Origin of the sequence: Denitraticella aggregata (assembly GCF_048158365.1) — a bacterium.
Lineage (GTDB): Bacteria > Pseudomonadota > Gammaproteobacteria > Burkholderiales > Rhodocyclaceae > Azoarcus_F.
This window is the reverse complement of sequence record NZ_JBLLNL010000011.1, coordinates 92,739-118,158: the sequence shown is the minus strand read 5'-3', so window position 1 is coordinate 118,158 and position 25,420 is coordinate 92,739. Positions and strand designations below refer to the sequence as shown.

The 25,420-nt window shown below is 62.8% G+C and carries 26 protein-coding genes and 3 pseudogenes; 14 read left to right on the top strand and 15 right to left on the bottom strand.

Going from position 1 to position 25,420, the window contains the following annotated elements:
* The 3 genes and pseudogenes from ACKVEX_RS13735 to ACKVEX_RS13725 form a co-directional block, all read right to left on the bottom strand.
* Positions 1-599 (bottom strand): annotated as a pseudogene (locus ACKVEX_RS13735) (hypothetical protein); the annotation flags it as partial.
* Positions 600-661: 62 nt separating this feature from the next.
* A complete protein-coding gene (locus tag ACKVEX_RS13730) occupies positions 662-2,605 on the bottom strand; it encodes a tetratricopeptide repeat protein (protein ID WP_473216299.1) in 1,944 nt (647 codons plus the stop codon).
* A 102-nt stretch (positions 2,606-2,707) separates the two neighbouring features.
* The gene (locus ACKVEX_RS13725) at positions 2,708-3,133 is read right to left on the bottom strand and encodes a pilin (protein WP_473216298.1); all 426 of its coding nucleotides are present in this window, start codon (positions 3,131-3,133) and stop codon (positions 2,708-2,710) included.
* A 221-nt stretch (positions 3,134-3,354) separates the two neighbouring features.
* Here ACKVEX_RS13725 and ACKVEX_RS13720 point away from each other — a divergent pair, with 221 nt between their 5' ends.
* Complete coding sequence (locus ACKVEX_RS13720) at positions 3,355-3,906, top strand: hypothetical protein (protein WP_473216297.1); 552 nt, start codon at positions 3,355-3,357, stop codon at positions 3,904-3,906.
* Positions 3,907-4,049: 143 nt separating this feature from the next.
* On the opposite strand, the gene ACKVEX_RS13715 is transcribed toward ACKVEX_RS13720, so the two are convergent.
* The 4 genes from ACKVEX_RS13715 to ACKVEX_RS13700 are packed head-to-tail and all read right to left on the bottom strand — an operon-like array spanning position 4,050 to position 8,289.
* Positions 4,050-5,792, bottom strand: coding sequence for a type IV pilus modification PilV family protein (locus tag ACKVEX_RS13715; protein WP_473216296.1), 1,743 nt, complete (start codon positions 5,790-5,792; stop codon positions 4,050-4,052).
* Positions 5,793-5,830: 38 nt separating this feature from the next.
* Positions 5,831-6,973 carry a pilus assembly PilX family protein gene (locus ACKVEX_RS13710; RefSeq protein WP_473216295.1) on the bottom strand — a complete coding sequence of 381 codons (1,143 nt, stop codon included), beginning with the start codon at positions 6,971-6,973 and terminating at the stop codon, positions 5,831-5,833.
* Between the two features lie 24 nt (positions 6,974-6,997).
* On the bottom strand, positions 6,998-7,756 hold the full coding sequence (locus ACKVEX_RS13705) for a PilW family protein (RefSeq protein WP_473216294.1): 759 nt from the start codon (positions 7,754-7,756) through the stop codon (positions 6,998-7,000).
* A 23-nt stretch (positions 7,757-7,779) separates the two neighbouring features.
* On the bottom strand, positions 7,780-8,289 hold the full coding sequence (locus tag ACKVEX_RS13700; RefSeq protein WP_473216293.1) for a GspH/FimT family pseudopilin: 510 nt from the start codon (positions 8,287-8,289) through the stop codon (positions 7,780-7,782).
* Positions 8,290-8,586: 297 nt separating this feature from the next.
* On the opposite strand from ACKVEX_RS13700, the gene ACKVEX_RS13695 reads away from it, so the two are divergent.
* From ACKVEX_RS13695 to ACKVEX_RS13685, 3 genes are all read left to right on the top strand, one after another.
* Positions 8,587-9,597 carry a sensor histidine kinase gene (locus ACKVEX_RS13695; RefSeq protein ID WP_473216292.1) on the top strand — a complete coding sequence of 337 codons (1,011 nt, stop codon included), beginning with the start codon at positions 8,587-8,589 and terminating at the stop codon, positions 9,595-9,597.
* Positions 9,598-9,766: 169 nt separating this feature from the next.
* Positions 9,767-10,201, top strand: coding sequence for a type IV pilin protein (locus ACKVEX_RS13690; protein WP_473216302.1), 435 nt, complete (start codon positions 9,767-9,769; stop codon positions 10,199-10,201).
* Positions 10,202-10,274: 73 nt separating this feature from the next.
* A complete protein-coding gene (locus ACKVEX_RS13685) occupies positions 10,275-10,880 on the top strand; it encodes a retropepsin-like aspartic protease family protein (RefSeq protein WP_473216291.1) in 606 nt (201 codons plus the stop codon).
* 265 nt (positions 10,881-11,145) lie between these two features.
* Here the strand turns inward: ACKVEX_RS13685 and ACKVEX_RS13680 are convergent, their stop codons facing one another.
* From ACKVEX_RS13680 to ACKVEX_RS13660, 5 genes are all read right to left on the bottom strand, one after another.
* Positions 11,146-11,556, bottom strand: a complete 411-nt coding sequence (locus ACKVEX_RS13680; RefSeq protein ID WP_473216290.1) for a putative toxin-antitoxin system toxin component, PIN family — start codon at positions 11,554-11,556, stop codon at positions 11,146-11,148.
* Positions 11,549-11,797, bottom strand: coding sequence for a type II toxin-antitoxin system Phd/YefM family antitoxin (locus ACKVEX_RS13675; protein ID WP_473216289.1), 249 nt, complete (start codon positions 11,795-11,797; stop codon positions 11,549-11,551). Before ACKVEX_RS13675 ends, ACKVEX_RS13680 begins: the two co-directional genes overlap by 8 nt.
* Before the next feature lie 143 nt (positions 11,798-11,940).
* Positions 11,941-12,348, bottom strand: a complete 408-nt coding sequence (gene vapC, locus ACKVEX_RS13670; protein ID WP_473216288.1) for a type II toxin-antitoxin system tRNA(fMet)-specific endonuclease VapC — start codon at positions 12,346-12,348, stop codon at positions 11,941-11,943.
* Complete coding sequence (locus ACKVEX_RS13665) at positions 12,348-12,578, bottom strand: antitoxin (RefSeq protein ID WP_473216287.1); 231 nt, start codon at positions 12,576-12,578, stop codon at positions 12,348-12,350. Before ACKVEX_RS13665 ends, vapC begins: the two co-directional genes overlap by 1 nt.
* Before the next feature lie 176 nt (positions 12,579-12,754).
* Positions 12,755-13,336, bottom strand: coding sequence for a Uma2 family endonuclease (locus tag ACKVEX_RS13660; RefSeq protein ID WP_473216286.1), 582 nt, complete (start codon positions 13,334-13,336; stop codon positions 12,755-12,757).
* 191 nt (positions 13,337-13,527) lie between these two features.
* Between ACKVEX_RS13660 and ACKVEX_RS13655 the strand changes: the two are divergent.
* Positions 13,528-13,701 (top strand): annotated as a pseudogene (locus ACKVEX_RS13655) (Uma2 family endonuclease); the annotation flags it as partial.
* A 105-nt stretch (positions 13,702-13,806) separates the two neighbouring features.
* Here ACKVEX_RS13655 and ACKVEX_RS13650 read toward each other — a convergent pair.
* Positions 13,807-14,166: pseudogene (locus tag ACKVEX_RS13650) on the bottom strand (CHASE domain-containing protein); the annotation flags it as partial.
* 202 nt (positions 14,167-14,368) lie between these two features.
* Here ACKVEX_RS13650 and ACKVEX_RS13645 point away from each other — a divergent pair.
* Positions 14,369-14,737, top strand: coding sequence for a hypothetical protein (locus ACKVEX_RS13645; RefSeq protein WP_473216285.1), 369 nt, complete (start codon positions 14,369-14,371; stop codon positions 14,735-14,737).
* Between the two features lie 18 nt (positions 14,738-14,755).
* Here ACKVEX_RS13645 and ACKVEX_RS13640 read toward each other — a convergent pair whose 3' ends face one another.
* Positions 14,756-16,969 (bottom strand): TonB-dependent receptor family protein, encoded by a 2,214-nt coding sequence (locus ACKVEX_RS13640; RefSeq protein WP_473216284.1) that lies wholly within the window; start codon positions 16,967-16,969, stop codon positions 14,756-14,758.
* A gap of 387 nt (positions 16,970-17,356) precedes the next feature.
* Here ACKVEX_RS13640 and ACKVEX_RS13635 point away from each other — a divergent pair, with 387 nt between their 5' ends.
* The 7 genes from ACKVEX_RS13635 to ACKVEX_RS13605 all read left to right on the top strand — a co-directional run bounded on the left by ACKVEX_RS13635 (position 17,357) and on the right by ACKVEX_RS13605 (position 23,372).
* Positions 17,357-17,833 (top strand): 4Fe-4S dicluster domain-containing protein, encoded by a 477-nt coding sequence (locus ACKVEX_RS13635; protein WP_473216283.1) that lies wholly within the window; start codon positions 17,357-17,359, stop codon positions 17,831-17,833.
* A 12-nt stretch (positions 17,834-17,845) separates the two neighbouring features.
* Complete coding sequence (locus tag ACKVEX_RS13630) at positions 17,846-19,693, top strand: aldehyde ferredoxin oxidoreductase family protein (protein ID WP_473216282.1); 1,848 nt, start codon at positions 17,846-17,848, stop codon at positions 19,691-19,693.
* A 251-nt stretch (positions 19,694-19,944) separates the two neighbouring features.
* Complete coding sequence (locus tag ACKVEX_RS13625; protein WP_473216281.1) at positions 19,945-21,219, top strand: NAD(P)/FAD-dependent oxidoreductase; 1,275 nt, start codon at positions 19,945-19,947, stop codon at positions 21,217-21,219.
* 87 nt (positions 21,220-21,306) lie between these two features.
* On the top strand, positions 21,307-21,558 hold the full coding sequence (locus ACKVEX_RS13620) for a MoaD/ThiS family protein (RefSeq protein ID WP_473216280.1): 252 nt from the start codon (positions 21,307-21,309) through the stop codon (positions 21,556-21,558).
* Between the two features lie 2 nt (positions 21,559-21,560).
* On the top strand, positions 21,561-21,872 hold the full coding sequence (locus ACKVEX_RS13615; protein WP_473216279.1) for a hypothetical protein: 312 nt from the start codon (positions 21,561-21,563) through the stop codon (positions 21,870-21,872).
* A 70-nt stretch (positions 21,873-21,942) separates the two neighbouring features.
* Positions 21,943-22,647: an ABC transporter permease gene (locus ACKVEX_RS13610; protein ID WP_473216278.1), complete on the top strand. Its 705-nt coding sequence runs from the start codon at positions 21,943-21,945 to the stop codon at positions 22,645-22,647.
* An 11-nt stretch (positions 22,648-22,658) separates the two neighbouring features.
* Positions 22,659-23,372: an ABC transporter ATP-binding protein gene (locus ACKVEX_RS13605; protein WP_473216277.1), complete on the top strand. Its 714-nt coding sequence runs from the start codon at positions 22,659-22,661 to the stop codon at positions 23,370-23,372.
* Here the strand turns inward: ACKVEX_RS13605 and moaC are convergent.
* On the bottom strand, positions 23,369-23,860 hold the full coding sequence (gene moaC / locus ACKVEX_RS13600) for a cyclic pyranopterin monophosphate synthase MoaC (protein ID WP_473216276.1): 492 nt from the start codon (positions 23,858-23,860) through the stop codon (positions 23,369-23,371). The two genes, ACKVEX_RS13605 and moaC, sit on opposite strands and share 4 nt — an antisense overlap.
* 78 nt (positions 23,861-23,938) lie before the next feature.
* Between moaC and ACKVEX_RS13595 the strand changes: the two genes are divergently transcribed.
* Complete coding sequence (locus ACKVEX_RS13595; protein ID WP_473216275.1) at positions 23,939-25,369, top strand: beta-barrel assembly-enhancing protease; 1,431 nt, start codon at positions 23,939-23,941, stop codon at positions 25,367-25,369.
* The last annotated feature ends 51 nt before the right edge of the window (positions 25,370-25,420 follow it).

The following is a 25,420-nucleotide window of genomic DNA, read 5'->3' as shown; positions in this document are numbered from 1 at the left end:
GCATCGGTAATGAGCAGCAATGGTGCCAGCAGGGCCCCGTTTTCCTTGGAAAACACCGCGAGCATGCCGCAAATGCCCAGGGCCGCAGCGGACTGTGCAATCAGGCGAGCGTTTGCCACCGGGCCGTGCCTCAAGCGTGTTTGAACATAAAACGCCATGCCGAGCAGCATGAACAGCGCGGAGAGTTGTGTCATCCGCTGTACGGCGTAGAGCGTGGTCGAGATCCATAAGGGGTGCAGCAGCCAAATGGCTGCGGCGAACATCGCGGCCCATGCGGCGGTCGCCGGCGGCTTGCCCAGCGCTCGCGCGAGCAGTCGGAGCAACGCGAACAGAACCAGCCCGTTCAACAGATGGATCAGCACATTGGTCTGCTTGAACGGCCGGGGGTCGGCGGGCCAGTCGCGCGCATCGAGCAGAAAGCTCAGCATCGCGACCGGACGACCCGTGGGCCCCGCGAAGCCCGACAGCAGATACAGTTTGAGACTCTCGAGGTTGTCTATTTGACCGAAATCACCAAGCAACCGGAGGTTGCTCCAGTCATCAAACAGGAAAGTGCCTGCTAGCCCCGGACGATAGACGAGCCACGCAAGCGCGAACAAGATCGTTACGGCCGCAGCGAGACCCGCCCTGGCAGCTGCATCGCGATGGGGCGGGCGACCTATCATCGAGAATCCAGCTCCAGTTGGAGCGGAAGTCGATCCGTCCCGATGTTGTTCATACCGGCTTCACGTTGCGCGATGCGTTGTTCGAGCGCGACGATCACGGGGTCGAGGCGACCGACGCTATTAAGTTCGCGCAACCGTCGCATTCCGACATTGGCCTGTGTCATCTGCCCAGTCGCAACCTGGAACTCAATAAGGTTCTGCCAAATCTGCGGGTTCCTTGGTGCCATCGCTACGGCACCTTGGAGCAACTGCTCTCCTGCATCGAAATCCTTGCGTATGTTCAGCAGGTAGTTTGCATAGAGCGTGACCAGAATGGCGCGATGGGCGTGTTCGCGCATGGCATGCTGAAGCAGCCTGCCCAACTGGTCGACATCAAGCGATAGGGTGCCCTCGATCTGCCCGCTCAAAAGGCTATGCAGCGCACCGATGTCCTGGACTGACAGGCGCTCTCGCGCGATGTATGACTCCATCCCGTTCCACCACTGTTCCTTGACCGGGCGCCCCACTTTGGCATGGGCGAATATGAGTCCTTGATAGGGCAGAAGGCCGCCGTTCGGCAAGTTGGCGGCATGCTCGAAGGATCGCGTAGCGAACGAGAACTGCGGTGAGTCTGGTCCGGGCGCGACCGCAAAAAGGACGCGCCCCAGCTCGTAGTTTGCCCGCGGCGAATCGGCCTTCCGGGATGCCTCGAAGTAGGCGAGCTTTACGGGATCGCTCCATTCATGGGCGCGGAGATGGGTAAAGAGACCGAACAAGGCGATCAGCGCGACGACAAATGTCCAGCGTGCAGTGTTTAGCGATGGTTGATTTCGGCCGGAGAACATCAGCGCAATGAGCGCGAGCAGCAGCCCCATCGACGACAGGTAGTTGCGGTGCTCATACACCAGCTCCAGCGGCAGGATGGTGGACACCAGCAGGTGGGCAACGAAGAACCACAGTACGCCGAGCGTGACGAGCGGAAACTGCCGGCGTATTGCGATCACAGTTGCTACGAGAATGGCGAGTCCTGCAATTGCGGCCAGCGTAGTCCATGGTTGTAGGACGCCGCGGGATATCGCGATGCCGTCGTGATAGAGGCTCATCTCGCCCGGCTGGGGGGCGATAGTCCATGACAAGTACAGCCACAGCACGCGTGACTGAGTCATTAGCCGCTCGGCCAATCCGAACGGTCGCTCAGCAAAAGCGCCACCCGAAAGGATCCCTGGCAACACCATCGCGAGCGCGGCAAGTGCTGGCAGGAGCAGGATCAAACCGTAGAGTTGCACCATCCGGCGCCGTGTGGATGAACCTGGCGAACCCAAACCGAACAGCAGCCACTCGAGTAGCAGCGCATAGACGGGGAGCATCACCGCTACTTCCTTGGCCATGGCCCCGAAACCAGTGCCACCGACAATGCCAGCCAGCACCCAATACCACCCGCGCCCGTCACCCGCGTCGACCTTCAGGCGGCCATGCAACCACACCACAAGTCCACCCAGCATGAACAAGGTCGCGAGGCTTTCCATGCGCTGAACCACGAACAGCACGCCAGTCAGGTTGATTGGCGCTAGAGCCCAGGCCGCGGTGAGTGGGAGGGCGAGCGCACCTGCGGGAACCGAGAGCGGACGAGCAGGAGCGGGCAGGACGCTGGCCCGCTTCAGAATTCCCTGCAGTAGTTGAAAGGCCAGTAATGTGTTGACGAGATGGATGAGCAGGTTGGTGACTTTCATCGGTCCTGGCATCAGGCCGAAGAAGTGCCGCTCGAGAGCGAAGGACAGCATCGCGAGTGGCCGTGCGAGCGGGCCTGCCTCGCCGGCAAAGGCCACGCGAAGTAGCTCGGCGGCACTCGTGTCCTGAAGAATCAGTGCGTCGTTACGGACGAAGTTCGGAAAATCATCGAAGACGAAGCCGCCGTGCAGACCCGGCCAATAGGCGAGACTGATAACGGCGAGTAGCACCATGACATGGAGCTTGGATCGGGTAGAGGTCACTATCCAGCGATTCAACGGTCGAAAAAAACACCCCGCCAAGCGGGGTGTCGAACATCGCCCGACTAGATTTAATCAGCGGCAACTTGACGGACGGTACTTTTCGGCGACCGTGCCTTTGCAAACCCATTCAATGCTACCCGAATGGGTCACAGCGGACAATTGCAACGCACCAGTGCGGATGGCAGCATTCGCGTCAGCCGTGTTGAATGATGCTGCAACGAGACCATTCGTATTTGTCACACTCAAAACGTACTTGCCTGTGATCGAAGCGGGAGCAGACAATCCAGCGCTCTGATTATTGCTTGGGAGCCGACCAGTTGAGTCGTAGAATTCGCCAATGGCAGTCTTAGTTCCAGATGCTAGCGACATGCCCTCCGAAACCTGGGCGCGAATCGTGTAATCCTGATAAGCCGGCAACGCAATCGCCGCCAGAATACCGATGATCGCGACCACGATCATCAGTTCGATAAGGGTGAAACCTTGTTGTACCTTCTTCATGAGTAGCTCCTTCAGGAAAAAATCGGTGAGGGCACTGTTGCCTTCACTGTCAGTAAAGCAAAGCGCATGCCATATTGATTGGCATGCGAAAAGTCACAAATGGCCTGTCTTCGCGACGTTGGGTCGTGACAAAGTCATGCCATGTCACAGCATTGGCACAGCTCGCTGTGACAGACCATTGACATGTTAGACTTCATTGTCACAACAGCAAGCCGCTACCCATGTTTTCAGTTTCCCTCGGCACCGCCTCGGCACTCACCGGTGTAAGTGTGCGCACGCTCTGGCGGCGTATAGCCAACGGGGATCTTCGCACCTGCAAGGACGGCGGTGCTTCAGGACGCACGCTCGTGGCCGTGGAGGATCTGTTGGCGCATTCGCGCATCGACCTGTCCGGTGATGAGCTGGCATTGGTCTGTGCTGCGGATGCGGGTGACCCCGAGGCGCAGTGTGACCTCGGGTTGGCTTTTCTGCGTGCGGGCCTGGTGGATGAGGCGGCGCGTTGGTTTGCCGCGGCGGCGGAGCGGTTCTATCCGGAAGCGATGCATCAGCTCGGGCGTTGCTATCTCACGGGTTGTGGGGTGGAGCGGGACGAGGCGGTGGGGCGGCAATGGATGGGCCGTGCGGCCGAGCGTGGGCATGCCGTGGCGGCGGAGCTGTCACGGTATCTCGATCAGCCCGGACGACCAACTCTGGCAGCCGCTGCACTGGAGTCTGAGCTGGATGCGCTCGAGCGTAGGCTCATCCTGAATGTGCTTGAAGCCACGGCTGAGTAGCGCTGGCTGCTATCCGTCGATCAAGACGGGGAATCTATTTCCTGCCCCTTGTCGGGTGGCAGGATGCGAAGTTGCAGCGTATGGGGCGAATCGCGCGGGCGCCGAATGGGCGCCGCGCGCGGCGAATGGGCTCTATGCCCGCATCATGGGCATGAGCTGCTCGTAGCCGAAAGCTGGAGTTGAATGCCTTGGCTCACGCTTTCCGTAGTCAACGGTTTGGCAAACGCGATTCGATTGTTGGTCGTGTCGAGCGCTGCAGCCCCGGTGGGCGTCGCGATCAGATTGTTGCACAGGGTCGTACCGGTGCCAGTGCTCACGAAGAGATGGCCCTCCCATTTGTCGCCGATGGAGCCGCGCCAGTCGATGCTGCACTGGAACTTGAAAGGCTGGTTTGCGCCGCTGGCCGTCGTATCCACGCACGCGCTGCTGCCAGCGGTTTCGCCCGTTTCGACAAGCGAGACGCCGGAAACGGCGGCGCTGCCCACTTCGGCGATCTCAACATCAATGAAGGTAATGGGCGGATCACCCAGCGGCAATTTGGCCGGGCATGACTCAGAAAGGCAGAAGAAGCGACCGGGCTGCACCTTGGCGTAAGGGGCGCTGCCCTGACCGCCGAGGGGATTATTCTCGGACTGGCCGCTGCGGAATACGGCGAAATCCATTTTGCCCCTGCATGCATCCGACTCCTGAGCTGCGGTAACGTTATTCAAGCGCAGTTGCGTCAGCAGGAAATGATGATCCTCGTAGTTTCTGGCTACATACTTGCGCTTCAAATCGTCCGGGTTTGTAGTACCGACATCTTGCCCCTCTTCGACTTCCATGCCGATTCCCCAGTTGCTCGAAAACTGGAGACCCTGGAATTCGCGGAAGCCCCGGTACATGCGGCTCACACGCGCAGAGGGGTGGCGGGTGGCATCCTTCTCGGGATCAAAACCTACTTCTTCGTCACCCAGACATACCCGCGTGTTATTGCTCGCACCGTCGATTTTCTCGATACCGATGTTACCCGCCCAACCCGGGCCAAAATAGCACTTGTAGGAGAAGAACTTCAGGTTCGAAGCCGTATCGACGGCCAGCGGCGTCGATACGATGCGGACACATTGGGCGGAAGGGATCAGGAAAAGCTTTTGCTGGACGTAAACGCTATCAGTGCCTGTGAAATTGTTTGGCTTGATGAATATTCCCCCTGTTGCATCTTGCTCGATGAACACCTTTCCCGCGACGGAGCTGAACTCCTGCCCGTTGAGAATCGTCATGACGACGTTGTAGTTCGAGTCAATCAATTCGGTGGTTCCGTCTTCAGTCTCCAACGTGTACCAGCCAGTGGTTTCATCTTTTTTGGCATTCTCCGGCAGCGTCTCCTCCGTGTATGACTTGCTGACCGGTCTGCCAGTCACGGGGTCAACGCCGCCCATGATCGTATCTTCGCCAAACGGCAATCGAATCTTTCCGGCAAGATCCTCATCGAATCGCTCAAGGTGGAGGGCGAGCGGGTCGAGGTTGCTGACCAGGCTGACAAGCTCGATTTGTTGATCGGAACCCGTCGTCCAGTCTGTCCAGGATACGGTTACGGTGACTTGCCTGCATTGACCGTCGCACTGGAGCGGGGCCGCAGTCTTGAGAGTGTAGGTGGTGAGCAACTTCGCTACATTAGTCGAGCCTTCGGCATCAATTTCATCGAACGCGCTAATGGCGCGATTGCGGATGTCCTCCATCGCAGATTCGGCTATTGCAATCGCTTCGGCGCGCGCCTTGTTGTGACCACTGGTGGCCATCAGTTCCGCCTGAAATTTACCGATGGCAAGCAAGCCGATCGCAAGGATGACCAGCGATATCATCGCTTCGATCAGCGCGAAGCCTGCAGACTTTGAGTTTGTTGTTCGCATGATGTGCTCCGACGTCGTTGCTTCGTCAGGGTGGAGGATTAATGAAGGAAGTCGCGCCATGAACCGAACTCGCCACCGATGGGCCCCAGCGCCTGGGCCTCGCCCACGATGAAGGGGTTGAAGGTGAGGGTGAAGTTACCCGTTGCGGGTTTGGCGTCGCCTGCGATGACGGCTGCACCGTTGATTGCAGCGGTACCGGCTGCATCGAAGTCTTCGGCTACATAGACGACGCCATTGATTTCCGCACCACCCCGCAGGGTGAGATCGCCGTCGACAATCAGGATCACCGGCTCGTTTGCGGAACCGTAGGTTCCGCCGTTGAGGGTCAGGTCCCCGTTCACCCAAACGACCTTGCCAGCCGCATCGGCGGGTGTGACGGCGGAAAACTGAGCCGGCGTGACGTCGAGTGAAACGAGGTTGGAGGCCGGATCCCGATAATCCGACGGTGTCAGGCCGAAAAAGTTGGCAAAAAACTCATCGTTGTTCAACCGACTCAAATCCTGCCAGCCGGCATCGACGTAGGGCTCGATGTTTCCGACCTCGTAAGGCGGCTGTGTCGGCGCCGCCGGGCTGCGGACCGGATCACCGGGATTGCGGACTTGAATCTTTGGCTTGGCGCCCCAGGACTCGACGCTCAATCCGCTCCAGACGACCTTGTCGCTGAAGGTATTGACCAACAACCCGCTACCACCGATATTCGCTCCGCCACGCACGGTGAGGGGGTAGTCGGGTGCGTTGGCGAATGCGTTGGCTCTGCCGACTTTTTGAACCATAGGCCGGCGTGCTGACTCGTCTTCACTCCAGCCGCAAGCGAAGATGACTGTGTCTGCGATTGAGGGTGGCTTCGTATAAAGCGGGTTGGCTGGGTCGTCGATTAGACCAGGGGTCGACGGACATGCGGTCGGGAGTGCATCCCCAGCGGGTATGAGTATGTAACTGTAAGGGCGTTTTGAATCAGTGGATTCGTATTGCCGCGGGTCTAGGCCGCTGGAGATGAGCTGATTCAGCGCCCTATCGAGTGCGGCGTTGGCATTCGCGAACGCTTCGCGCATGCGCACTTCATTGGCGGAAAGCCTGATGTCTGTGACGACCGACCGGGAGGTCCACAGCACCGTCAGCGTAACCGCTACCAGCAGAATCATCGTAACGATGAGCGTCGCCGAACCAGTTTGCTTATTCATAAGTTTCACCGTGCGTCGCGAGTTCTATTTTTGGACAAAGAGACGGTTGTTGCGTACGTTGAGCTGTTCCGACAAGGATGTCCGCTGGGTTGGGTCAGCGACATGATGGGCATCGATGCGGACTGAAACCTGCCGTATGTCTATGAGTTTGTCGTTGATGCTGACCTCGCCTTTGTCGATCGGGGTCTGACAAGCAGCAGACAAGGCATCCTCTGGTGACCATGGTGAGTCGTCGTGCTCGGCTGTTCCTTCGGCGATCAGGTGATAACAGAGGGAGCCGGCCGTACTCAACGCAAAATTCGAAAACTCAACGGCGTTGTCGTCGCTGATGACGAAGCTCTGGGGGGGCGTAGCCGTTGATGCAGCGGTCCAGTCTTCGTCACACCCTAAATTGGCGTTGCGCATCAGCAGTCGATTGCCTTCTTCCGGCGGCTCCTTGGCTTCGAGCTTGAAGCCGAAGAATTCGTCGTCATTCCGCGTACTGTTACCATTCCGGTCATATGTATAAATGATGCAGTCGGCTGTGAGGCTTAGCGCTCCGACACCTTCCATGAACGCTTCCTTCTCATCCGCAGTGCAATTGGCGCAATACCCGGCACGCCGGATGTCGTTCGACATGATCTCCAGCACTGCGCGGACCTCCTGGTTGAGGCGCGTCGCGCGGAGCGTGTCGGCACTACCGCGCACGACCGTGAGGTAGGCGCCCGTCACGCCGCTGATCACGATCAGCCCGACCGCCATCCCTACCAGCAGTTCTACCAGCGTCAAACCTGATTGTTTCATTTTCGTCATCCACCGTTTTGGGCTCATGTGCATGCCGGATAACTCCCAGGATTTCGACCGTCTCCAGGAAAGCAGATCGTCGTGCGGCCGAGAGCGTTTACCCGAACCTCCAGCCGCCAGTCACTCGCGGAAACACGAATGCCAGCGACCGTGGGTAGATGGAGGACGCCGCGCGGCGTGTACTTCAACTCCTGCAAGTTGCCGTCATTCGTGACCACTGCGACGGTCAGCCCGGTCAGGTCTGTGGTCGATATCGAGTTTGCAAGCGATGCGTTATCGACGATCTTTAGAAACACCGGTTCACTTTCGGTTGGTGATTGCAGTGCGACCGTGATCTGCGTTGATTGCTTGATTGCTTCGCTTCTAGCAAGTTGAACCAGGCTGTAGATGGTTTCACTCGCGCCGATCACGCGTCTGCGCTCCAGCGCGTCACGAAAACTTGGCGCTGCGATCGTCAGCAGGATCGCCAACACGACGAGCACGATCATCAGCTCGATCAGTGTGAACCCGCCTTGCCTGGTTCTGGTATGCATGCGATTCCTCGTATTGCCTGTTCAGTGCTGCGCTACCGCTCGTACGTGGGTGACGATGCGCCGTCCCCATTTGAGATATTGTGGGGGTCGGTGAGCGAAGTGCATGTGCAGTGATACCGCTGCTGAGTTAGAAAATCATGGTTCAAGTGAATCCTCGAGTCAGAGTTTCCATCAAGGGATTATGCAGGGCACTCGGCACGAGACGAACGGAGCCGCAGTTGCGATGGGCGGATTCGATGGTCGATTGACGGCGCGAGGGGGAAGGCATAATTGCGACGGATGATGCGGGGCCAGACGATGTTTCAGGACGATGAACACGGTATCCCGAATTTTCGAAACATGGGGGTGTTGCTCAGAATCCTCGTGCTTGCCGAGGGTGTTTACCTGATCACCCGTTTCGCTTATCGCGAGGGGGGGCTTTTCGACCTCGCGCTGGGTGGGCCGGGAGGCTTTCTTTTTGAACTGTCGCTGATCTGCGTGCTGGCGATGCTTTTTTTGTGCGGACCCGCTTTGCGGCGTCTGACGCACGTGACGGGGTTTTGGGCTGTGGTGACGATCGTCGCCTCGACGACGGTTATCGTTGGCGTACTGGTGGTTCGTTTCCTTCCCGAGGTGGCGCCGGATATTCATTACTGGCGGCGGGGTTTCGTCGCCGCACTGATGAGTGTCGGCATCCTGTGGTTTTTCGACTGGCGCCAGCGCGTTCGTTCGCCCGCATTGACCGATGCCCGCATCGCGGCGCTGCAGGCACGCATCCGGCCGCACTTTCTGTTCAACAGCCTGAACACCGCGATCTCCGCCGTGCGCCAGGATGCGCGGCTGGCCGAGAAAGTGCTGCTCGATCTGTCGGACCTCTTCCGCGTGGTGCTTTCCGAGCCTCGAAGCCTTGTTCCGCTGGGGGACGAGATCCGCGTGGCGCGATCCTACTTGGATATCGAGTACCTGCGCCTCGGTGGGCGGCTCAACGTGAATTGGAACGTGGCGAATGCACCCGAGAGTGCGATGGTGCCGGTGCTGCTGATCCAACCGCTGGTGGAAAACGCGGTCTGGCATGGCGTGGAGCCGCTGGAGCAGGGCGGTACGGTGACGGTGAGCGTGGAAACGAAAGGTAAGCTGCTACAGATTGAGGTGACCAATCCGGTGCCCGAGCACACGCACTCCAGGCCGGGTGGGCACCGTATGGCGCTCAACAACATCCGCGAGCGTCTCGCGCTGCATTTCGATGAGGAAGCAAGGCTGCGTGCGAGCGAAGAGGCGGGACTCTTTCGGGTTCAGGTCGAGATGCCGGTGCGGCTGGAGAACGACTGAGCGGGCTGGACAGGGCTGAGCCTGGCACCGTTGAGCAATGACCGATTGCCGTTTGTCGTGAAGGATCGTTGCCGCACGGCGATGTGTGATGCAATAACATCCAAAGTTATCGCTACGTCAGCGTGGTGAAGTGTGTGTCGGCTTGAGACGAGAGGAGTGCCTGGACGTGATGACAATCAATCGGAAGAAGGGTGGTTTCACGCTGATCGAGGTGATGATCGTTGTGGCGGTGATCGGGATATTGGCTGCGGTGGCTTATCCGAGTTATCAGGACTACATACGTAAGGCGAAGCGGGCGGATGGGCAGGATGCGTTGCTACGGGTGCAACTGGCGCAGGAAAAACATCGCGCGAATAATGTGGAATATGGTGACACGAGCGAAATTCAACATGGATTGCCTCCTGCAAGCGGTGGGGGTTTTACTTCGATTGACGGGCACTACACCGTTCTTGCGACCCCGGACGCGACCAATCCAGGGACGACGTATAGGGCTACGGCGACAGGATTGGGTACGCAAACGAAGGACACTGGTTGTACAGTAATCGAGATCAAGGTCGATCCGAGCGGTGTGAAGAGAACTCCACCTGCATGCTGGAATCGCTGAGCGCGTCGATTTCGATTGAGCCGATATGCGGGTGCGATGGCTTACTTTTGCGGGGCTGTTGGCCGCGTTGCAGATGGGTGGCAGCATTGCGGCAGATATCGCGCTCGCCGGTTTCCTTCGCGACAAGGCGCTCGTGATCATCGACGGCGGCCAACCGCGAAGCCTCTCCGTCGGTGAAACCTCGCCCGAGGGCGTCAAGGTGCTCGAGGTTACCCCCGGCTCAAACACCGCCCGCATCGAATACGAAGGCGAAACCCGTATGCTCCACTTCGGCCGCGCGCCCATCCGCACCGAACCCGCCGTCAGCACCACCCCCACGCTGATCCTCTTCGCCGACTCCACCGGCCATCACTTCACGCAAGGCTCCATCAACGGCACCACCCAGCGCTTCATCATCGACACCGGCGCCAGCATGGTCTCCATCGGCCGCAGCGACGCCGAGCGTGCCCGCATCGATTTCCACCGCGGCCGGAAGGCCCAGGTGCAGACCGCCAGCGGCCCAACCGACGTGTGGCTCGTGCGGTTGGACACCGTGAAGGTGGGTGACATCACGCTGCATGGCGTGGATGCATTGGTGTTCGAGAACGATCTGCCGTTTGCGTTGCTGGGGATGAGCTTTCTGAACCGGACGGACATGCAGCAGCAGGGGAATCGGCTGGTGTTGCGGAAGAGGTTTTAGGGTGGGGGGTTTCACCCATCCCCATCCTGTCCTTCCCCTTGAAGGGGAAGGGACCTGCTAAGGGGGGGAGGGACCTGCTGATGGGGGGGGCCTGCTGATGGGGGGAGGAACCTGCTGATGGGGGGAGGGCCCTGCTGATGGGGGAGGGACCTGCTGATATCAGCGGTGAGGCAGCTATGCTGCCATCGACTCGCGAGCGCGCACGTTATGCTCGATGTCGTCCTGTGTGGGCAAGGTGGCCCTGTTGTGCCGGTCAGTGACAGGGCTACGGCCATGACAGGAATGCGGATGGGGTGACGATTGGAACGCCGTGAAACGGGTGGAGTTCCAGGAGGTCGGCGTCGCCGGTGATGATCGCGTGTGCGTCGCCCGCAAGGGCGACATCGAGGAACATGTCGTCGCGCGGGTCGCGGCAGGCCTGGATTCGCCGCGTGATCACAACCCTTCGGGACACGCCGCCGAGCAGGGCGATGAACTGGCGGCGTTGTTCGCGCGTGATCCAGCGGTCGAACTTGTCGCGCCCGAGCACGGTCGCGAGTTCGGTCAGGGTGGCATCGGACACCAGCAACACGCCGCGCGCGAGTGCGTGGTCCAGGGCGCGGGCCGCGGTACCGCCGGGCGCCAGCAGCCGGCTGATCAGGATGTTGGTGTCGGCAACCCAGCGCGCTTCAGTCATTGGCCAGGAGTTCGGCCAGCTTGTTTTCCGTCAGACCGGCTTCGCGCGCGGACCCGCCGACGGCGTCGCAGAAGCGCTGAAACTCGGCAACGTTGAGACGCACCAGGCGCTCGTATTCCTGCATCGACATCACGACCGCCACGTCGCGCTTTTGCCGCTGAATGACGACCGGCTCGCGCGCGGCAGCTTCGATGACCCCCGCGAACCCCTGCTTGGCTTCACTCGCGGATATGGTTCGCATGGAAAGCTCCTTGTTTGTGCGTTATGTGCGAATTGTACAATTAAACCAATAATGAAACCTCGAATTCGCCCGGAAACACTTGATCGTCAGTACCAAGGCTGGCACGACCTTTGCGCGGCTCAACGTCAATATGCCCATCGCCCTCAGTCTGCCCAGTTTTTAACCTGCAGGCCCGGAACGCGGGTGAATTCCCGTTCATTGTTAGTGACTAGAATCCAGCCCTCGGCGCGGGCATGCGCAGCCAGCCAAAGGTCGTTGTTGCAGATGGGCAGGCCCTGCTTCTGGAGTACCGCCCGGATCTGCCCATAGTGCGCGCCTGCTGCATCGGGTAAGGCATACACCGGGATTGCCTGCTCCAGTCGGGTGATTGCTGCCAGCGAACGTTCGCGTGACTGACTCTTTTCGGCGCCGAAGCGCAGTTCACCCAGGGTGATGACCGACATGGCCAGGTCACTGCTGTTGTGCCGGGCAAAGCGCGCCCGGACGTGCGGCGGATTGTGCTTGGCGATATAGATGCAGATGTTGGTGTCGAGCAGGTAATGGGCGCCCATCAAAGGGCGTCCCGTTCCTGCGGCGGTGAATCCTCGCGCCCGCCCTCCATGAAATCGGGCGGCAGGCTGGCGAGCGCGTCGAAGATCGTTGCGGCGTTGACCGGCACTTCGCGCAACACGATTTCGTCGCCGCGACGAAAGATTTCCACCTGCTCGACATTCAGTCGGAATTCCTTGGGCAGACGAACCGCCTGGCTGTTGCCGGACTGAAACACGCGTGCGTAAGTCATTGAGGGCTCCGGTAATGTATATACAAAAAGTGTATACATCACTTGGCCCGCTCGCAAGTCTGGCCCCTAACCCGAAGTGCTCCACGGCAAGTTCATCGTGCTCGACGTGCTGGCGCCGCCCCTACCGGGGATTGGCGGGGCCGGGAAATAGTGAGATCGGGGCCAGACCCCGATTTCTAGGGTTCGGTGGCGCCGGCCGCGGGTACGGATTCGAACACGTCGGCCAGCGGCGCCTCGAAGTCGAGCGAGCGCAGCACCAGGCCGCGCTCGCCGTCGTGGGTGGCGAGTAGCCAGTCGTCGGTTTCGGTGCGGCGGAAGATCTCGACGGTGAGCCGGTCGGGATCGATGAGGGCGTATTCCTGCAGCGTGTCGAGGCGGCGATAGGCAGCGAACTTGGCGCCGCGGTCGAAGCCGGCGGTGCTGTCGGACAGGACCTCGATGATCACCTTGGGGCGGCTGAGGATGCGTTCGGCGGCGAGATCCGCGGCATCGCAGCTGACGAACACGTCCGGGTAGAACACCGCATCGGCGGCCGCCACCTCGAGTTGCATGTCGGACATGTACGCGCGGCACGGCGTGCCCCGGAGGTGGATCTTGAGCAACGCGAAGCAATTGCCGGTGGTGATCACATGTACCTGGCGGGCACCGGTCATCGCAAAGACCTCGCCCTGCCAGAACTGGTGTTTCTCAGGCTGGGTGCTCTCCCAGGCGAGGAAGTCGTCACGCGTCATCTGTGGTTGCGGTGCGGGAAGTGCCATGGCGTATGTCTCGTTACGTGAATGAGGCGGGGACGCTGCAGATCGTGATGTCAGCATAGCGAAGCGGGCTCGATCTTGAAAGCACGCGGTTCAGGGCAGACGGTCTTGGTACCGGGGCGGGTTGTCGGGCACCCGGTCCAGGAGCGGGCAAGGCTATCCTGTGAGGGATCGGATCGGGTCGGAGGTTCACGATGGGTTTGCCGTTGAGGGATGCCGAGCGTCACACCTATGCGGACTATTGCCGCTGGCCGGCGGAGGTGCGCTACGAGTTGATCGATGGCGTGGCCTATGCGATGGCGCCAGCGCCGTCGCCGCGGCATCAGGCAATCGCATTCGAGATTGCGCGCCAGATCGCCGATGCGCTGGAGGGCAAGTCGAAAAATGTGCGCGAACTCACCGGCCCCCGGGTGGTGGTAGAATGCGCCCATATCCATCGGCATGCTGACCTGGCCCCACATGATACGTGTACCGGTCCGGGGGTCCGTCCTGAACAGCGGCTCGCGTGCGATGAGCGCTTCGCCGCCCTGTACGAGGGGGTGAGGGCCGGCAAGCACCGGGTTGCCGGTGCGGGTGAGTTGCTCCACCGAGGCGGTGAAGGCCGGGTGGGTACTCAGATCCAGTCCGACTGCGGCTTCGTTGCCCTCGACTGGAAACACATGGCGTATGACGTGGTCTGGCGCATAGGTGAAGTTTTTCACCACATGCTTGCCCGATTCGAGCAATCGGGCCGCGAAAGTCGAGAATTCTTGCTGGTCCAGACCCGGGTGGGTGGTGACGAAGGCCGCCAGCCCGCTGGTCAGGTGCAGCTTGGCGTTGAGCACGCTCTCCATTCGAGCGCGCAGTTGCGCGGTTTCTTTCAGGACCTGGTTCTGCAGTTGGGTGCGGGCCTGGCGGCGGGGCCGGAGCATGTCTGGGGGGCTGGCCGTGAATTTTAGCAGGAAAGCTCTGCCGCGCTTGGCGGCAATCGGGCGGCGCGCGGCTCGCCGGAGCGGGTGTTGTCACTGTCGGGTGACTGGTAAACGATGAGATGATATGAATATGGACGAACAGGAACAGATTTCCCCGAGGCGGCGCCTTCAGGCCTTGCTGGCGATTCCGGACAGGGATCGTACCGACGCGGAGTGGGACGAGCTCAACGAGCTGGAGATCTCGCTTGCGCCGGTCAACCGGATCGGCGGGCCGGAGCCGGGCGCGCGCAAGATGTCGACGCCGGGCCGGGCGCGGCAGGCGCGACCGGGGCAGAAGCCGCAAGCCCGGTCGCCGCAGGGCGCAGCCGGGCAACAGGGCGAGGGCGGCGCGCAACCCGGGCAGTCGCCGGGCGGTACGCCTAAGAAGCCTTTTCGCCGCTCGCCCAGGCGCTCGCCCCGCAACACCGCGCCCAAGGGCAATCCGCCGGCCTGAGCCGCGCCCGGCGGATGATCAGAACGCATGGCTGGCGCTGATGCCCGCATACCAGCTGCGTTCCGGGCCGGGCTCGTAGAAACGCCCGTTGGCAGCCCCCACGATGACCGAGCCGATGTGCTTGCGGTCGAACGCGTTGTCCAGTCGCAGCAGTTGCCCGAACGTCCAGGCGCCGCGTTGCTGTTCGGCGGACAGGCGCAGATTGACGAGGGTGTGTGAGGGCGCAGGGCGGGCGTCGTTGAGGTCGTTGACGTAGACCTGGTCGCGGTACAGCGCCTCGGTGGCCAGGATCACGCCGCTTACCGGCTCCCACGCGAGTTCCGCGTAGGCGGTGAGTTCGGGCACGCCGGGGAGCGCGTTGCCCGATGGGATGCGGCCGCTGCGGGTCTCGAAGGCCTTGCTGTACTCCGCGTCCAGCCAGGTGAGCGCAGCTCGCAGGCGCAGGCTGTCGGTCAGCTCCGATTCGCTCGACAGCTCGATGCCACGACGGCGGGTCTCGGCGGCATTGATGTAACTGGTCCGCCCTCCGATCGACTCGGCGACCACGATTTCGTCGCGGGTCCGGATCAGGAACACGGCTGCATTGACCCGCGTCGCGTATCCGACGAAAGCCTTGATGCCGGCTTCGAACTGCTCGCTGCGCGAGGGTTCGAGATCGAAGTTGAAGCCGGTGCTCGGCGTGGCATACGACAATTCGTTCAGGGTCGGCGTCTCGAAGCCGGCGCCGGCGCTGGCATAGAGGTTCACTTCCGGACGCAAGGCGTACACCACGCCGATCGCCGGCGTGGTGCGGCGGTAGCTGACGCTGCCGCTGTCGTCGCCGTTTACGCCGACGATGTAGCGGTCGTCTACGTCGAAGTCGACATACGAATGGCGCAGGCCCAGCGACCACTGCCACCGTCCCCGGGCCCACACCGCCTGGATGTAGGGGTCGGTGCTGGTGACGGTGTCGATCTCGTCGCGGCGCAACTGGCCGCGCACGCCCACTTCGTTGGCATTGCCCGGCGGGCCGATGAAGTTCTGGTAGCCCTGGCGGTCGTCGCGCGAGCGGTCATGATCGATGCCGGCGGTGACGGTCAGATCCCCGCCGGCGAGGTCGCGGCGTACGGTCCAGCGGGCGGCGACGCCCGAGAAGTTGCGGTCGAAGTCGATGACGCCGCCCGCGTGCCGGGGTGAAGCCTGGGGAGCGGTCGGGATCGCCTGGTACTGCACCACGCTGCGCTTGCCGGCATAGGCGCTGAGGAACAGGGTGTCCGGTCCGATGTCGCGCTCGTAGATCGCGCCGCCCTGCAGATGGGCGATGCGCTTACGGGTGTTGAACAGGATGGCGACCGGTTCGACCGCGCGGGGATCACGCCGGTACGTGTCCCAGGTGACGCCGAGCGGGTCCTGCGTGTCCGGCTGGTCCAGGCTGCTCGCGACGAGGGTGAGCCGGCTGTCGCCGTCCGGCGCGAGCGTGAACTTCGCGAAACCCTGGTCCCGACGGGCCTCGCTGTGGTCGCGGTAGCCGTCGGTGTCGAAGCGCGAGGCGTCGAGCACATAGCCGACACCGTTGCTTTCGCCCTCGAAGCCGAGGCCGAACTTGGTGGTGCCCCATGCGCCGCCGAATGCGCGGGCGCTCGCGCGCGGCGGGCCCTCGCCGTCGCGCGAGAACAACTGGATGACGCCGCCGGCGTGATTGCCATAGACGGTGGAGAAGGGGCCGCGCATGACTTCGATGCGCGCGGCGGTGTCGAGATTGAAGGTCGCCGCCTGGCCCTGTCCGTCCGGGTTGGATGCCGGGATGCCGTCGGTGATGAGTTTCACGCCGCGCACGCCGAAGGCCGAGCGCGCACCGAAGCCACGGATGGAGATCTGCAGGTCCTGCGCGAAGTTCTGCCGGTTCTGGATCACCAGGCCGGGTACGCCCGACAGCGCCTCCGACGCATTCACGCCGAGATTGCCGCGCTGCACCTCGCGCATGTCGATCGAATCGATCGAAATCGGCAGGTCGAAACTGTCCGCTTCGACCGGCGTGCCGGTCACCACCACCGGGTTGAGCGGGGTGTCGCCGGTGCGCCCTTCGGTCGCCTGCTGTGCGAACGCGCCGCCGCCGTGGCACAGCGCCATGACGAACAATGCGTTCGCCGGCAGCGCGACACCGGCCATGCGATTGCTCGGATGCGGGCGGGCGATGGGATGGCGTGTGTCACGCGAGGCAGGGGTGCAGGCATGGCGGCTAGAGGCGCTCATGAGCTTCGTTCCTTTGCAGCGTCTTGGTGGGTTGAGGTCGCAGGCCGTCGCCATCGGGCGACACCGGATGATTGTGCCGGCCGCAGCGCGATGCCCGCATCGCTGCGCGCGCGATACGGCACTCGCGAAAATCATGATCCATCGCTGCGATGCTGCAGCCTGGAGCAGTTTGCGCCGATCCGTGGCAGGTGCTACGTTTTGAAACAGGTGCACGGGTTTGCTGAGCCATTCGGGGCGGCCGGGGCCAGGCCGCAACAAGCCTGACGGAAAACTGAGTAGAATCGTATCACCAGACCCTATGAAAGCGGGCTCATATGTTGGGCATGACAATTGCTCAGGGGTCGGCTGAGACGTTTTTATCCGAACAACAAACGGAGGAGCACATCGATGTGGAAATCACTTCACATTGACCCCGCCAAGTGCACCGGCTGTCTGCAATGCGAGATGGCCTGTTCGTACGAGCACACCGGAGTCATGAACCCCGCCAATTCGCTGATCAAGGTCTTCAACTTCGAACATGAAGGGCGCAAGGTCCCCTACACCTGTACCCAGTGTTCGGAGGCGTGGTGCCTGAATGCGTGTCCGGTGGATGCGATCCGGATCGACCGGAGCACCGGCGCCAAGCTCGTCTTCGACGACACCTGTGTCGGCTGCAAGGTGTGCACGATCGCGTGCCCGTTCGGCACGGTCAATTACAACCAGGCGACCGGCAAGGTCCAGAAGTGCGATCTGTGCGGCGGCGATCCCGCCTGTGCGAAGGCCTGTCCGACCGCCGCGATCACGTACATCGACGCGAACTGGACCGGATACGACCGCATGCAGGCCTGGGCCGCCAAGGCCAACACGCCTGCCAGCGCAGCTTGAGGAGAATCGGACATGGCATGGACTAGAAAGATTCTTCGGGTCAATCTCACCGAAGGCAGCTGCAAGGAAGAGCCGCTCAACATGGCGTGGGCGCACGAGTACCTCGGTTCGCGCGGGCTGGCGAGCAAGTACCTGATCTCCGAGATCGACCCCAAGGTCGATCCGCTGTCGCCGGACAACAAGATGATCATGTCGACCGGTCCGCTGACCGGCACCATGGCCTCCACCGGCGGCCGCTATACGATCGTCACCAAGGGTCCGCTGACCGGCGCGATCGCGTGTTCGAACTCGGGCGGTTTCTTCGGTGCCGAGATGAAGTTCGCCGGCTGGGACATGATCATCTTCGAGGGACGGTCGCCGAAGCCGGTTTACCTGTTCGTCGAAAACGAGAAGGCCGAGCTGCGCGACGCGTCGCACCTGTGGGGCAAGAGCTGCTGGGAAACCGAGGAGACGATCAAGGCGCAGCATCAGGATCCGCAGATCCGGATCTCGTCGATCGGGCGCGCCGGCGAAAACGGCGTGCTGTACGCATGCGTGGTGAACGATCTGCATCGTGCGGCGGGCCGTTCCGGCGTGGGCACGGTGATGGGGTCCAAGAACCTGAAGGCGGTCGCGATCCGCGGCACCCTCGGGGTCGGCAACGTCAAGGACTTTCCGGCGTTCATGAAGGCGACCAGCGAAGCCAAGAAGGTGTTGCACGACAATGCGGTGACCGGCCAGGGTCTGCCCACCTATGGCACCCAGGTGCTGATGAACGTGATCAACGAGATCGGCGCACTGCCGACCCGCAATCACCGTGACGTGCAGTTCGAGGATGCGTCCAAGATCTCGGCCGAGGCGATGCACGAGAAGCGCGAGTCCGACGGCAAGCCGCAGCTGGTCACCAACGCTGCGTGCTTCGGCTGCACCATCGCGTGCGGCCGGATCTCGGAAATCGACAAGGGCCATTTCACCGTCAAGAACAACCCGAAGTACTGGGGTGCGTCCGGTGGGCTGGAGTACGAGGCCGCATGGGCGCTCGGCGCGGCCAACGGGGTCGGCGACCTCGAAGCGCTGCAATATGCCAACCTGATCTGCAACGAGCAGGGCATGGACCCGATCTCCTTCGGTGCGACCGTCGGTGCGGCGATGGAGCTTTACGAGATGGGCATTCTGACCGCGGAGCAGATCGGCATCGAGTCGCCGTTCGGCTCGGCCGAGGCGCTGGCCAGGATGGTCGAGATGACCGCGCTGGGCGAAGGCTTCGGCAAGGAGCTCGGCTTGGGTTCGAAGCGGCTGTGCACCAAGTACGGCCACCCCGAGCTGTCGATGACCGTGAAGAGCCAGGAGTTCCCGGCCTACGATTCGCGCGGCATCCAGGGCATGGGCCTGGCCTATGCGACCTCCAACCGCGGCGCCTGCCACCTGCGCGGCTATACGGTGGCGTCCGAGGTGCTGGGCATCCCGGTCAAGACCGATCCGCTGGTGACCGACGGCAAGCCCGAGCTGGTCAAGGCCTTCCAGGACGCGACCGCGGTGTTCGACTCGGCTGGCATCTGCGTGTTCACGTCCTTTGCGTGGACGCTGGCCGACGTGCAGCCGCAGATCGAGGCGGCCTGCGAGGGCGACTGGAGCATGGAAAAGCTCAACGAGGTGGGCGAGCGCATCTGGAACATGGAGCGTCAGTTCAACAACGCGGCGGGCTTCACCCACAAGGACGACAACCTGCCGCCGCGCCTGACCAACGAGCCGGCCAAGACCGGTCCGGCCAAGGGCCTGGTCAATGGGCTGGACAAGATGTTGCCCGAGTACTACAAGGTCCGCGGCTGGACGCCGGAAGGGCAGCCGACCCCGGAAACCGTGGCAAGGCTCGGGCTCTGATCGTCTGAACCGGTGCGCCCCGGCCGGCTCCTGCGGCCGGGGCGCGTTCGCCTGTCAACCCTGCGATCAGGGAACCCGGCAGCCAGACACATGTGGTCAGCTCCGGCACCTCTTCCTCCCCCTTCAAGGGGGAGGTCAGGAGGGGGATGGGTTGAACGGCCTCCCCCTTGAAGGGGGAGGAAGAGGTGCCGTGAGACGCTCCGATCGACCTCGTGTCATGGATTGCCGGCTTGATAATTGAGGAAAACGCAATGAAACATGTGATTCTGGGCAATGGTCCGGCCGGTGTGGTGGCGGTCGAGACCCTGCGCAAGGCCGCGCCCAACGACGAGATCGTGATGGTGGGCAGCGAGGACGCGCCGCCCTATTCGCGCATGGCGATCCCGTATCTGCTCGAAGAGAACATCGACGAGTCGGGCACCTATCTGCGCAAGACGCCCGGGTATTTCGAGCAGCTGGGGGTGCGCGAACTGCGCGGACGGGCCGTGTCGGTGGATGTGGCGAACAACAAGATACTGTTCGCCGACGGACATTTCGAGGATTACGACCGGATGTTGATCGCGACCGGCTCCCATCCGGTGCGTCCGCCGATTCCGGGGATCGACCTGGCGCAGGTGCAGACCTGCTGGACGCTGGAGGATGCGCGCGCGATCGCGCGACTGGCCAGGCCGGGTGCACGGGTGCTGCAGCTGGGTGCGGGGTTCATCGGCTGCATCATCATGGAGTCGCTGACCGCGCGGGGCGTCGAGCTGACCGTGGTCGAGATGGGTGACCGCATGGTGCCGAGGATGATGACGCCCAAGGCCGGCGGCATGATCAAGCAGTGGGTCGAGAGCAAGGGTATTCGGGTCGTGACCTCGGCCGGGGTGGAACGCATCGACCCGGTGACGGGCGGAGATGCACCGTTGAAGGTGAAGCTCTCCAGCGGCGACACGCTCGATTGCGACCTGGTCATCGTGGCGGCCGGCGTGGCGCCCAACGTCGGTTTTCTGGAAGGGACGGCGGTTCAGGTGGCCAAGGGCGTGCTGGTCGACGATCGCATGCAGTCGACGGTGGCGGGCATCTATGCGGCCGGTGATGTCGCCGAAGCCCCCGACCTGTTCACCGGGGCGCATCTGGTGTCGGCGATCCAGCCCAACGCGGCCGACCAGGCGCGCATCGCGGCGCTGAACATGGCCGGGCGCGAAGCGCGCCTGAATGGCGTGCTGGCGATCAACGTGCTCGACACGGTGGGCCTGATCTCGTCGTCGTTCGGCCAGTGGTGGGGCGAGAAGCCGGAGCAGGGCGGCGCCGGCGTGGAGCATGTGGATGAAGCCGGCTATCGTTATCTGAGCCTGCAGTTCAAGGACGACGTGCTGATCGGCGCGACGTCGATCGGTCTGACCGCGCATGTCGGCGCGCTGCGCGGCTTGATCCAGGGGCGGGTGAAGCTCGGGCCGTGGCGTGATCGCCTGTTGAAGGCGCCGCTGCAGTTCGTCGATGCCTATGTCGCCCGCAGTCAGCAACCGATGGCGCTTGCGCGCTGAGTCGTATCCGGGACCGGAACCGTTTCCGGTCGGTTCCGGTCTGTCAGTCGTCATCCGTTCGTTTCAGTCCTTGGCCCGAATCCCTACATGAAGATCGCGTTCAAACTTTTTGCGTCGCTCACCGATTATCTTCCCGCCGAGCGCAAGGGCAATGTCGTCCGGCTCGACGTCGAGACCGGTACCACGGTCAATGACGTCATACGGGACTATCGCATACCGGAGATGAGCGCCCATCTGGTGCTGGTCAATGGCGTCTACATTCCGCCGGCGAAACGCGCCGCGCACGCGCTGAGAGACGGCGACGAACTGGCGATCTGGCCGCCGATCGCGGGCGGCTGAGCGTGACCGCCTTCATCAACGGACCGGTTCCGGAGCATTTCGAACGCGAGGTCGCGGCATCGCCGGCCGAGTTCGAGCGCGACCTCCGCAAGGCCTGGCCGGCCGGGGTCACGAGCGGGGAGGGTGGCGTGTTCCGGCTCGGCGAGGCTGCGCTCGCGCTGACGATCCGGGTCGAACCGAAGGGCGAGCGGCGGCTGGGTCTGCTCGCCTTGCCCCTGCTGCAGGTGCAGTACGATTTCGCCGGGGGCGACGAAGCGATGCGGCGCGCATTGCTGCTGCGGCTCGATCGGGCGATGCAGCGCGGCGGGGGCTGATTTTCGGTTTCGAGCATAGGCACGCCGCTTCATATGTCCGGCCGAAACCGATTCGGCTATCCTGCCGCCGATGCCCACCTTCTCGTCGACATTCGCCGAAGCCTTCATGCTGCTGTTCTCGTTCGACGACCGCGTCGCCGAGATCGTGGCTCTGTCCCTGAAGGTCAGCGGCACGGCGGTGGTGCTGGGCACGCTGATCGGTCTGCCGATCGGCGCCTGCCTTGCGATCGGACGTTTTCCGGGCAAGAACGGGATGATCGTCGTCATGAACGGGCTGATGGGCCTGCCGTCGGTGGTCGTCGGCGTGACCGTCTATCTGCTGCTGTCCCGTTCAGGTCCGTTCGGCGGTTTCGGTCTGCTGTACACGCCGAGCGCGATGGTGATCGCGCAGACGGTGCTGGTGGTTCCGCTGATGGCCGCGATCGCGCGGCAGGTGGTCGAGGACGCGTGGCAGCGCTACGCGGAGGAGCTGCAGGTGATGCGCTTCAGCTGGTGGCAGAGCGTGACCACCTTGCTGCACGACTGTCGGCATTCGCTGAGCGTCGCGGTGCTTGCCGGCCTCGGACGCGCGATGAGCGAGGTCGGCGCGGTGATGATCGTCGGCGGCAACATCGACCGGGCGACCCGGGTCATGACCACGGCGATCGCGCTCGAAACCAGCAAGGGCGATCTGCCGCTGGCGATCGCGCTCGGTGTCGTGCTGATCGTCGTGATCCTGATCCTCAATGCGGTCGCGTTCGGTATGCGGGCCTGGGCGATGCGCCGATACGGATGAGCGATCGCGACATGTTCCCCATCCGCATCCACGATCTGCGCTTTCAACCGAACGGGCGTGCCGTGCTCGACGGCGTGGATCTCGAACTCGGCGACGACGGCATCACGCTGGTACTCGGTCCGAACGGCGCTGGCAAGAGCGTGCTGCTGCGCATGCTGTGTGGCCTGATCGAGCCGACCGCGGGGTCGATCGACTGGGGCGACGGTGCGCGGCCGGAAGACGGGGTCATGATGGTCTTCCAGCATCCGATGCTGCTGCGCAGTTCGGTGCTGGACAACGTCGCGCTGGCGCTGAAACCGCAACGCGTGCCCGGTGCGGAGCGCCAGCGTCTTGCGCGTGCGGTGCTGGAGCGGGTCGGGCTGGCCCATCGCGCTGCGGACAGTGCGCGTCAGCTCTCGGGCGGGGAGCGGCAGCGCCTGGCGCTCGCGCGCGCGTGGCTCACCCGCCCGCGCCTGCTGTTGCTGGACGAACCCACGGCCAGCCTCGACCCGTCGGCGACGGTCGAAGTGGAGCGTATCATCAGGGAGATCCGCACCGACGGGACCCGTATCCTGATGGCGACCCACAACCTCGGTCAGGCGACGCGGCTCGGGGATGACGTGATCTTCATGAGCGCAGGCAAGGTGCGCGAGCACGCCCCGGTTCAGCGCTTCTTCTCGCGACCGGCGTCGGACGAGGCCCGGCTGTTCATCCAGGGCGAACTCCCCTGGCGGATGAATTTCTAGGCGGCCGTCCAGTGCCCGCTCTTGCCGCCCAGCTTTTCGCGCAGGCGGATGTCGTGAAGGGTCATGCCGCGATCGACGGCCTTGCACATGTCGTAGATGGTCAGCAGCGCGGTGCTGGTGGCGGTGAGGGCTTCCATCTCGACACCGGTGCGCCCGAGCGTTTCGGCGGTGACGGTGCAATGCACCGTGCTGGCGGCGGGGTCGAGGTCGAAGTCGACCGCGACGCGGGTCAGTGCGATCGGATGGCACAGCGGGATCAGGTCGCTGGTGCGCTTGGCGGCCTGGATGCCGGCGATGCGCGCGATGCCGAGCACGTCGCCTTTCTTCGCGGTGCCCGCGGCCACCATTTCGAAGGTGGCCGGCAGCATGCTGATGCTGCCCTGGGCGACCGCGACGCGGCGGGTCTCGTCCTTGGCGCCCACATCCACCATGTGGGCCTGTCCTTGTGTGTCGAAATGGGTCAGCATCGGGGTCAGCGTCTGGGTCATGATCGGGGGGCTGGTCCGGCCACGGGCCGAAACAATGTAGAGGGAACGGAATCGGTCGTCGCGCTATCATAGCACTCCATGATCAAGCGACTTTTCGTGCTGCTGCTGTGTGCCGCGCTGGCCTCGACCAGTGCCGCGATCGATCTGCCCGACCTGGGCGATGTCGCGACGTCCGATCTGTCCCCGCTCGCGGAACGGCAGATCGGTGAGCAGATCATGCAGCAGATCCGCTGGCGGGATCCGGACTATCTGGACGACCGGGAGATCGAGGGTTATATCAATCGGCTGGGGCGCAGGCTGGCCGCGGCGAGTGATCACTCCGAGGACGATTTCGAATTCTTCGTGATCCGGGATTCGACGCTGAATGCGTTCGCGTTGCCGGGCGGCTATATCGGCCTGCACTCCGGACTGATTCTGAATGCGGAAAGCGAATCCGAACTGGCGTCGGTGCTTGGACATGAGATGGCGCATGTCACGCAGCGCCACATCGCGCAGCTCTTTGGGCGCCAGGGTCAGTCGACGATGATCGTGCTGGCCTCGCTGTTGGTCGCCATTCTTGCGGCCCGGTCCGATTCGCAGTTCAGTCAGGCTGCCCTGGCGACCGGTCAGGCGGGCGCGATCCAGTCGCAGATCGGCTACACGCGCATGCTCGAGCGCGAGGCGGACCGGATCGGGCTGCAGATCCTGGACGGTGCCGGCATGGATGTGCGCGGCATGCCGAGCTTTTTCGAGCGACTGCAGCGTTCGACCCGCATCTACGAGAACAATGCCCCGAGCTATCTGCGCACGCACCCGCTGACCCAGGAGCGGATTTCCGACATGGGCAACCGGGTCGCGCAGATGCGTTATCGCCAGGTGCCCGACTCGTCCGACTTCAATTTCGTCCGCACCAAGCTGCGGGTCACGGCGGGGACGCCGGTGGATGTGCTGCGCGATTACGAGACCCGGATCGCCGCGGGCGAGCAGGATCAGTTCGTGCGTTACGGTCATGCGCGCGCGCTGCTGCGCGCGGGCAAGGTGCCGGAGGCGCTGAAGGCAGTCGAATCCTTGCGCCAGGACGCGCGCCCGTCTGCCTTCATCGACGGGCTCGCGGCCGAAACGATGCTGGCCGCGGGGGAAGCCGCCGGCGCGGCGAAGATGCTCGAAGTGTCGGTCAAGCGCGATCCGGAGCATGCATCGCTGCGCTACCTTCTGATCGAGGCGATGATTCAGAGCGGCCGCGTGCCCGAAGCCGCGACGCTGGCGCGCGACCATGCGGTGCGCGCGGCCAGGGATCCGCACTACTGGGCGCTGTCTTCCCGGGCGGAGCAGGCGCTCGGGCGGATGTCGGCCTATCACAGGGCGCAGGCCGAGGTCTATGTGCTTCGCGGCACGCTGCCCGCGGCGATCGAGCAGCTGGAACTCGCACGGCAGGCCGGCGACGGGGATTTCTATGAGCTGTCGGCGATCGATGCGCGCATGAGGGCGCTCAAGGCCGAGGAGGCCGAACGCCGGCGCGAGCAGCGTTGAACGGCTTTGGCAAATGACGATCTGCGCTTAGAATGCGACGCTCAACTCACC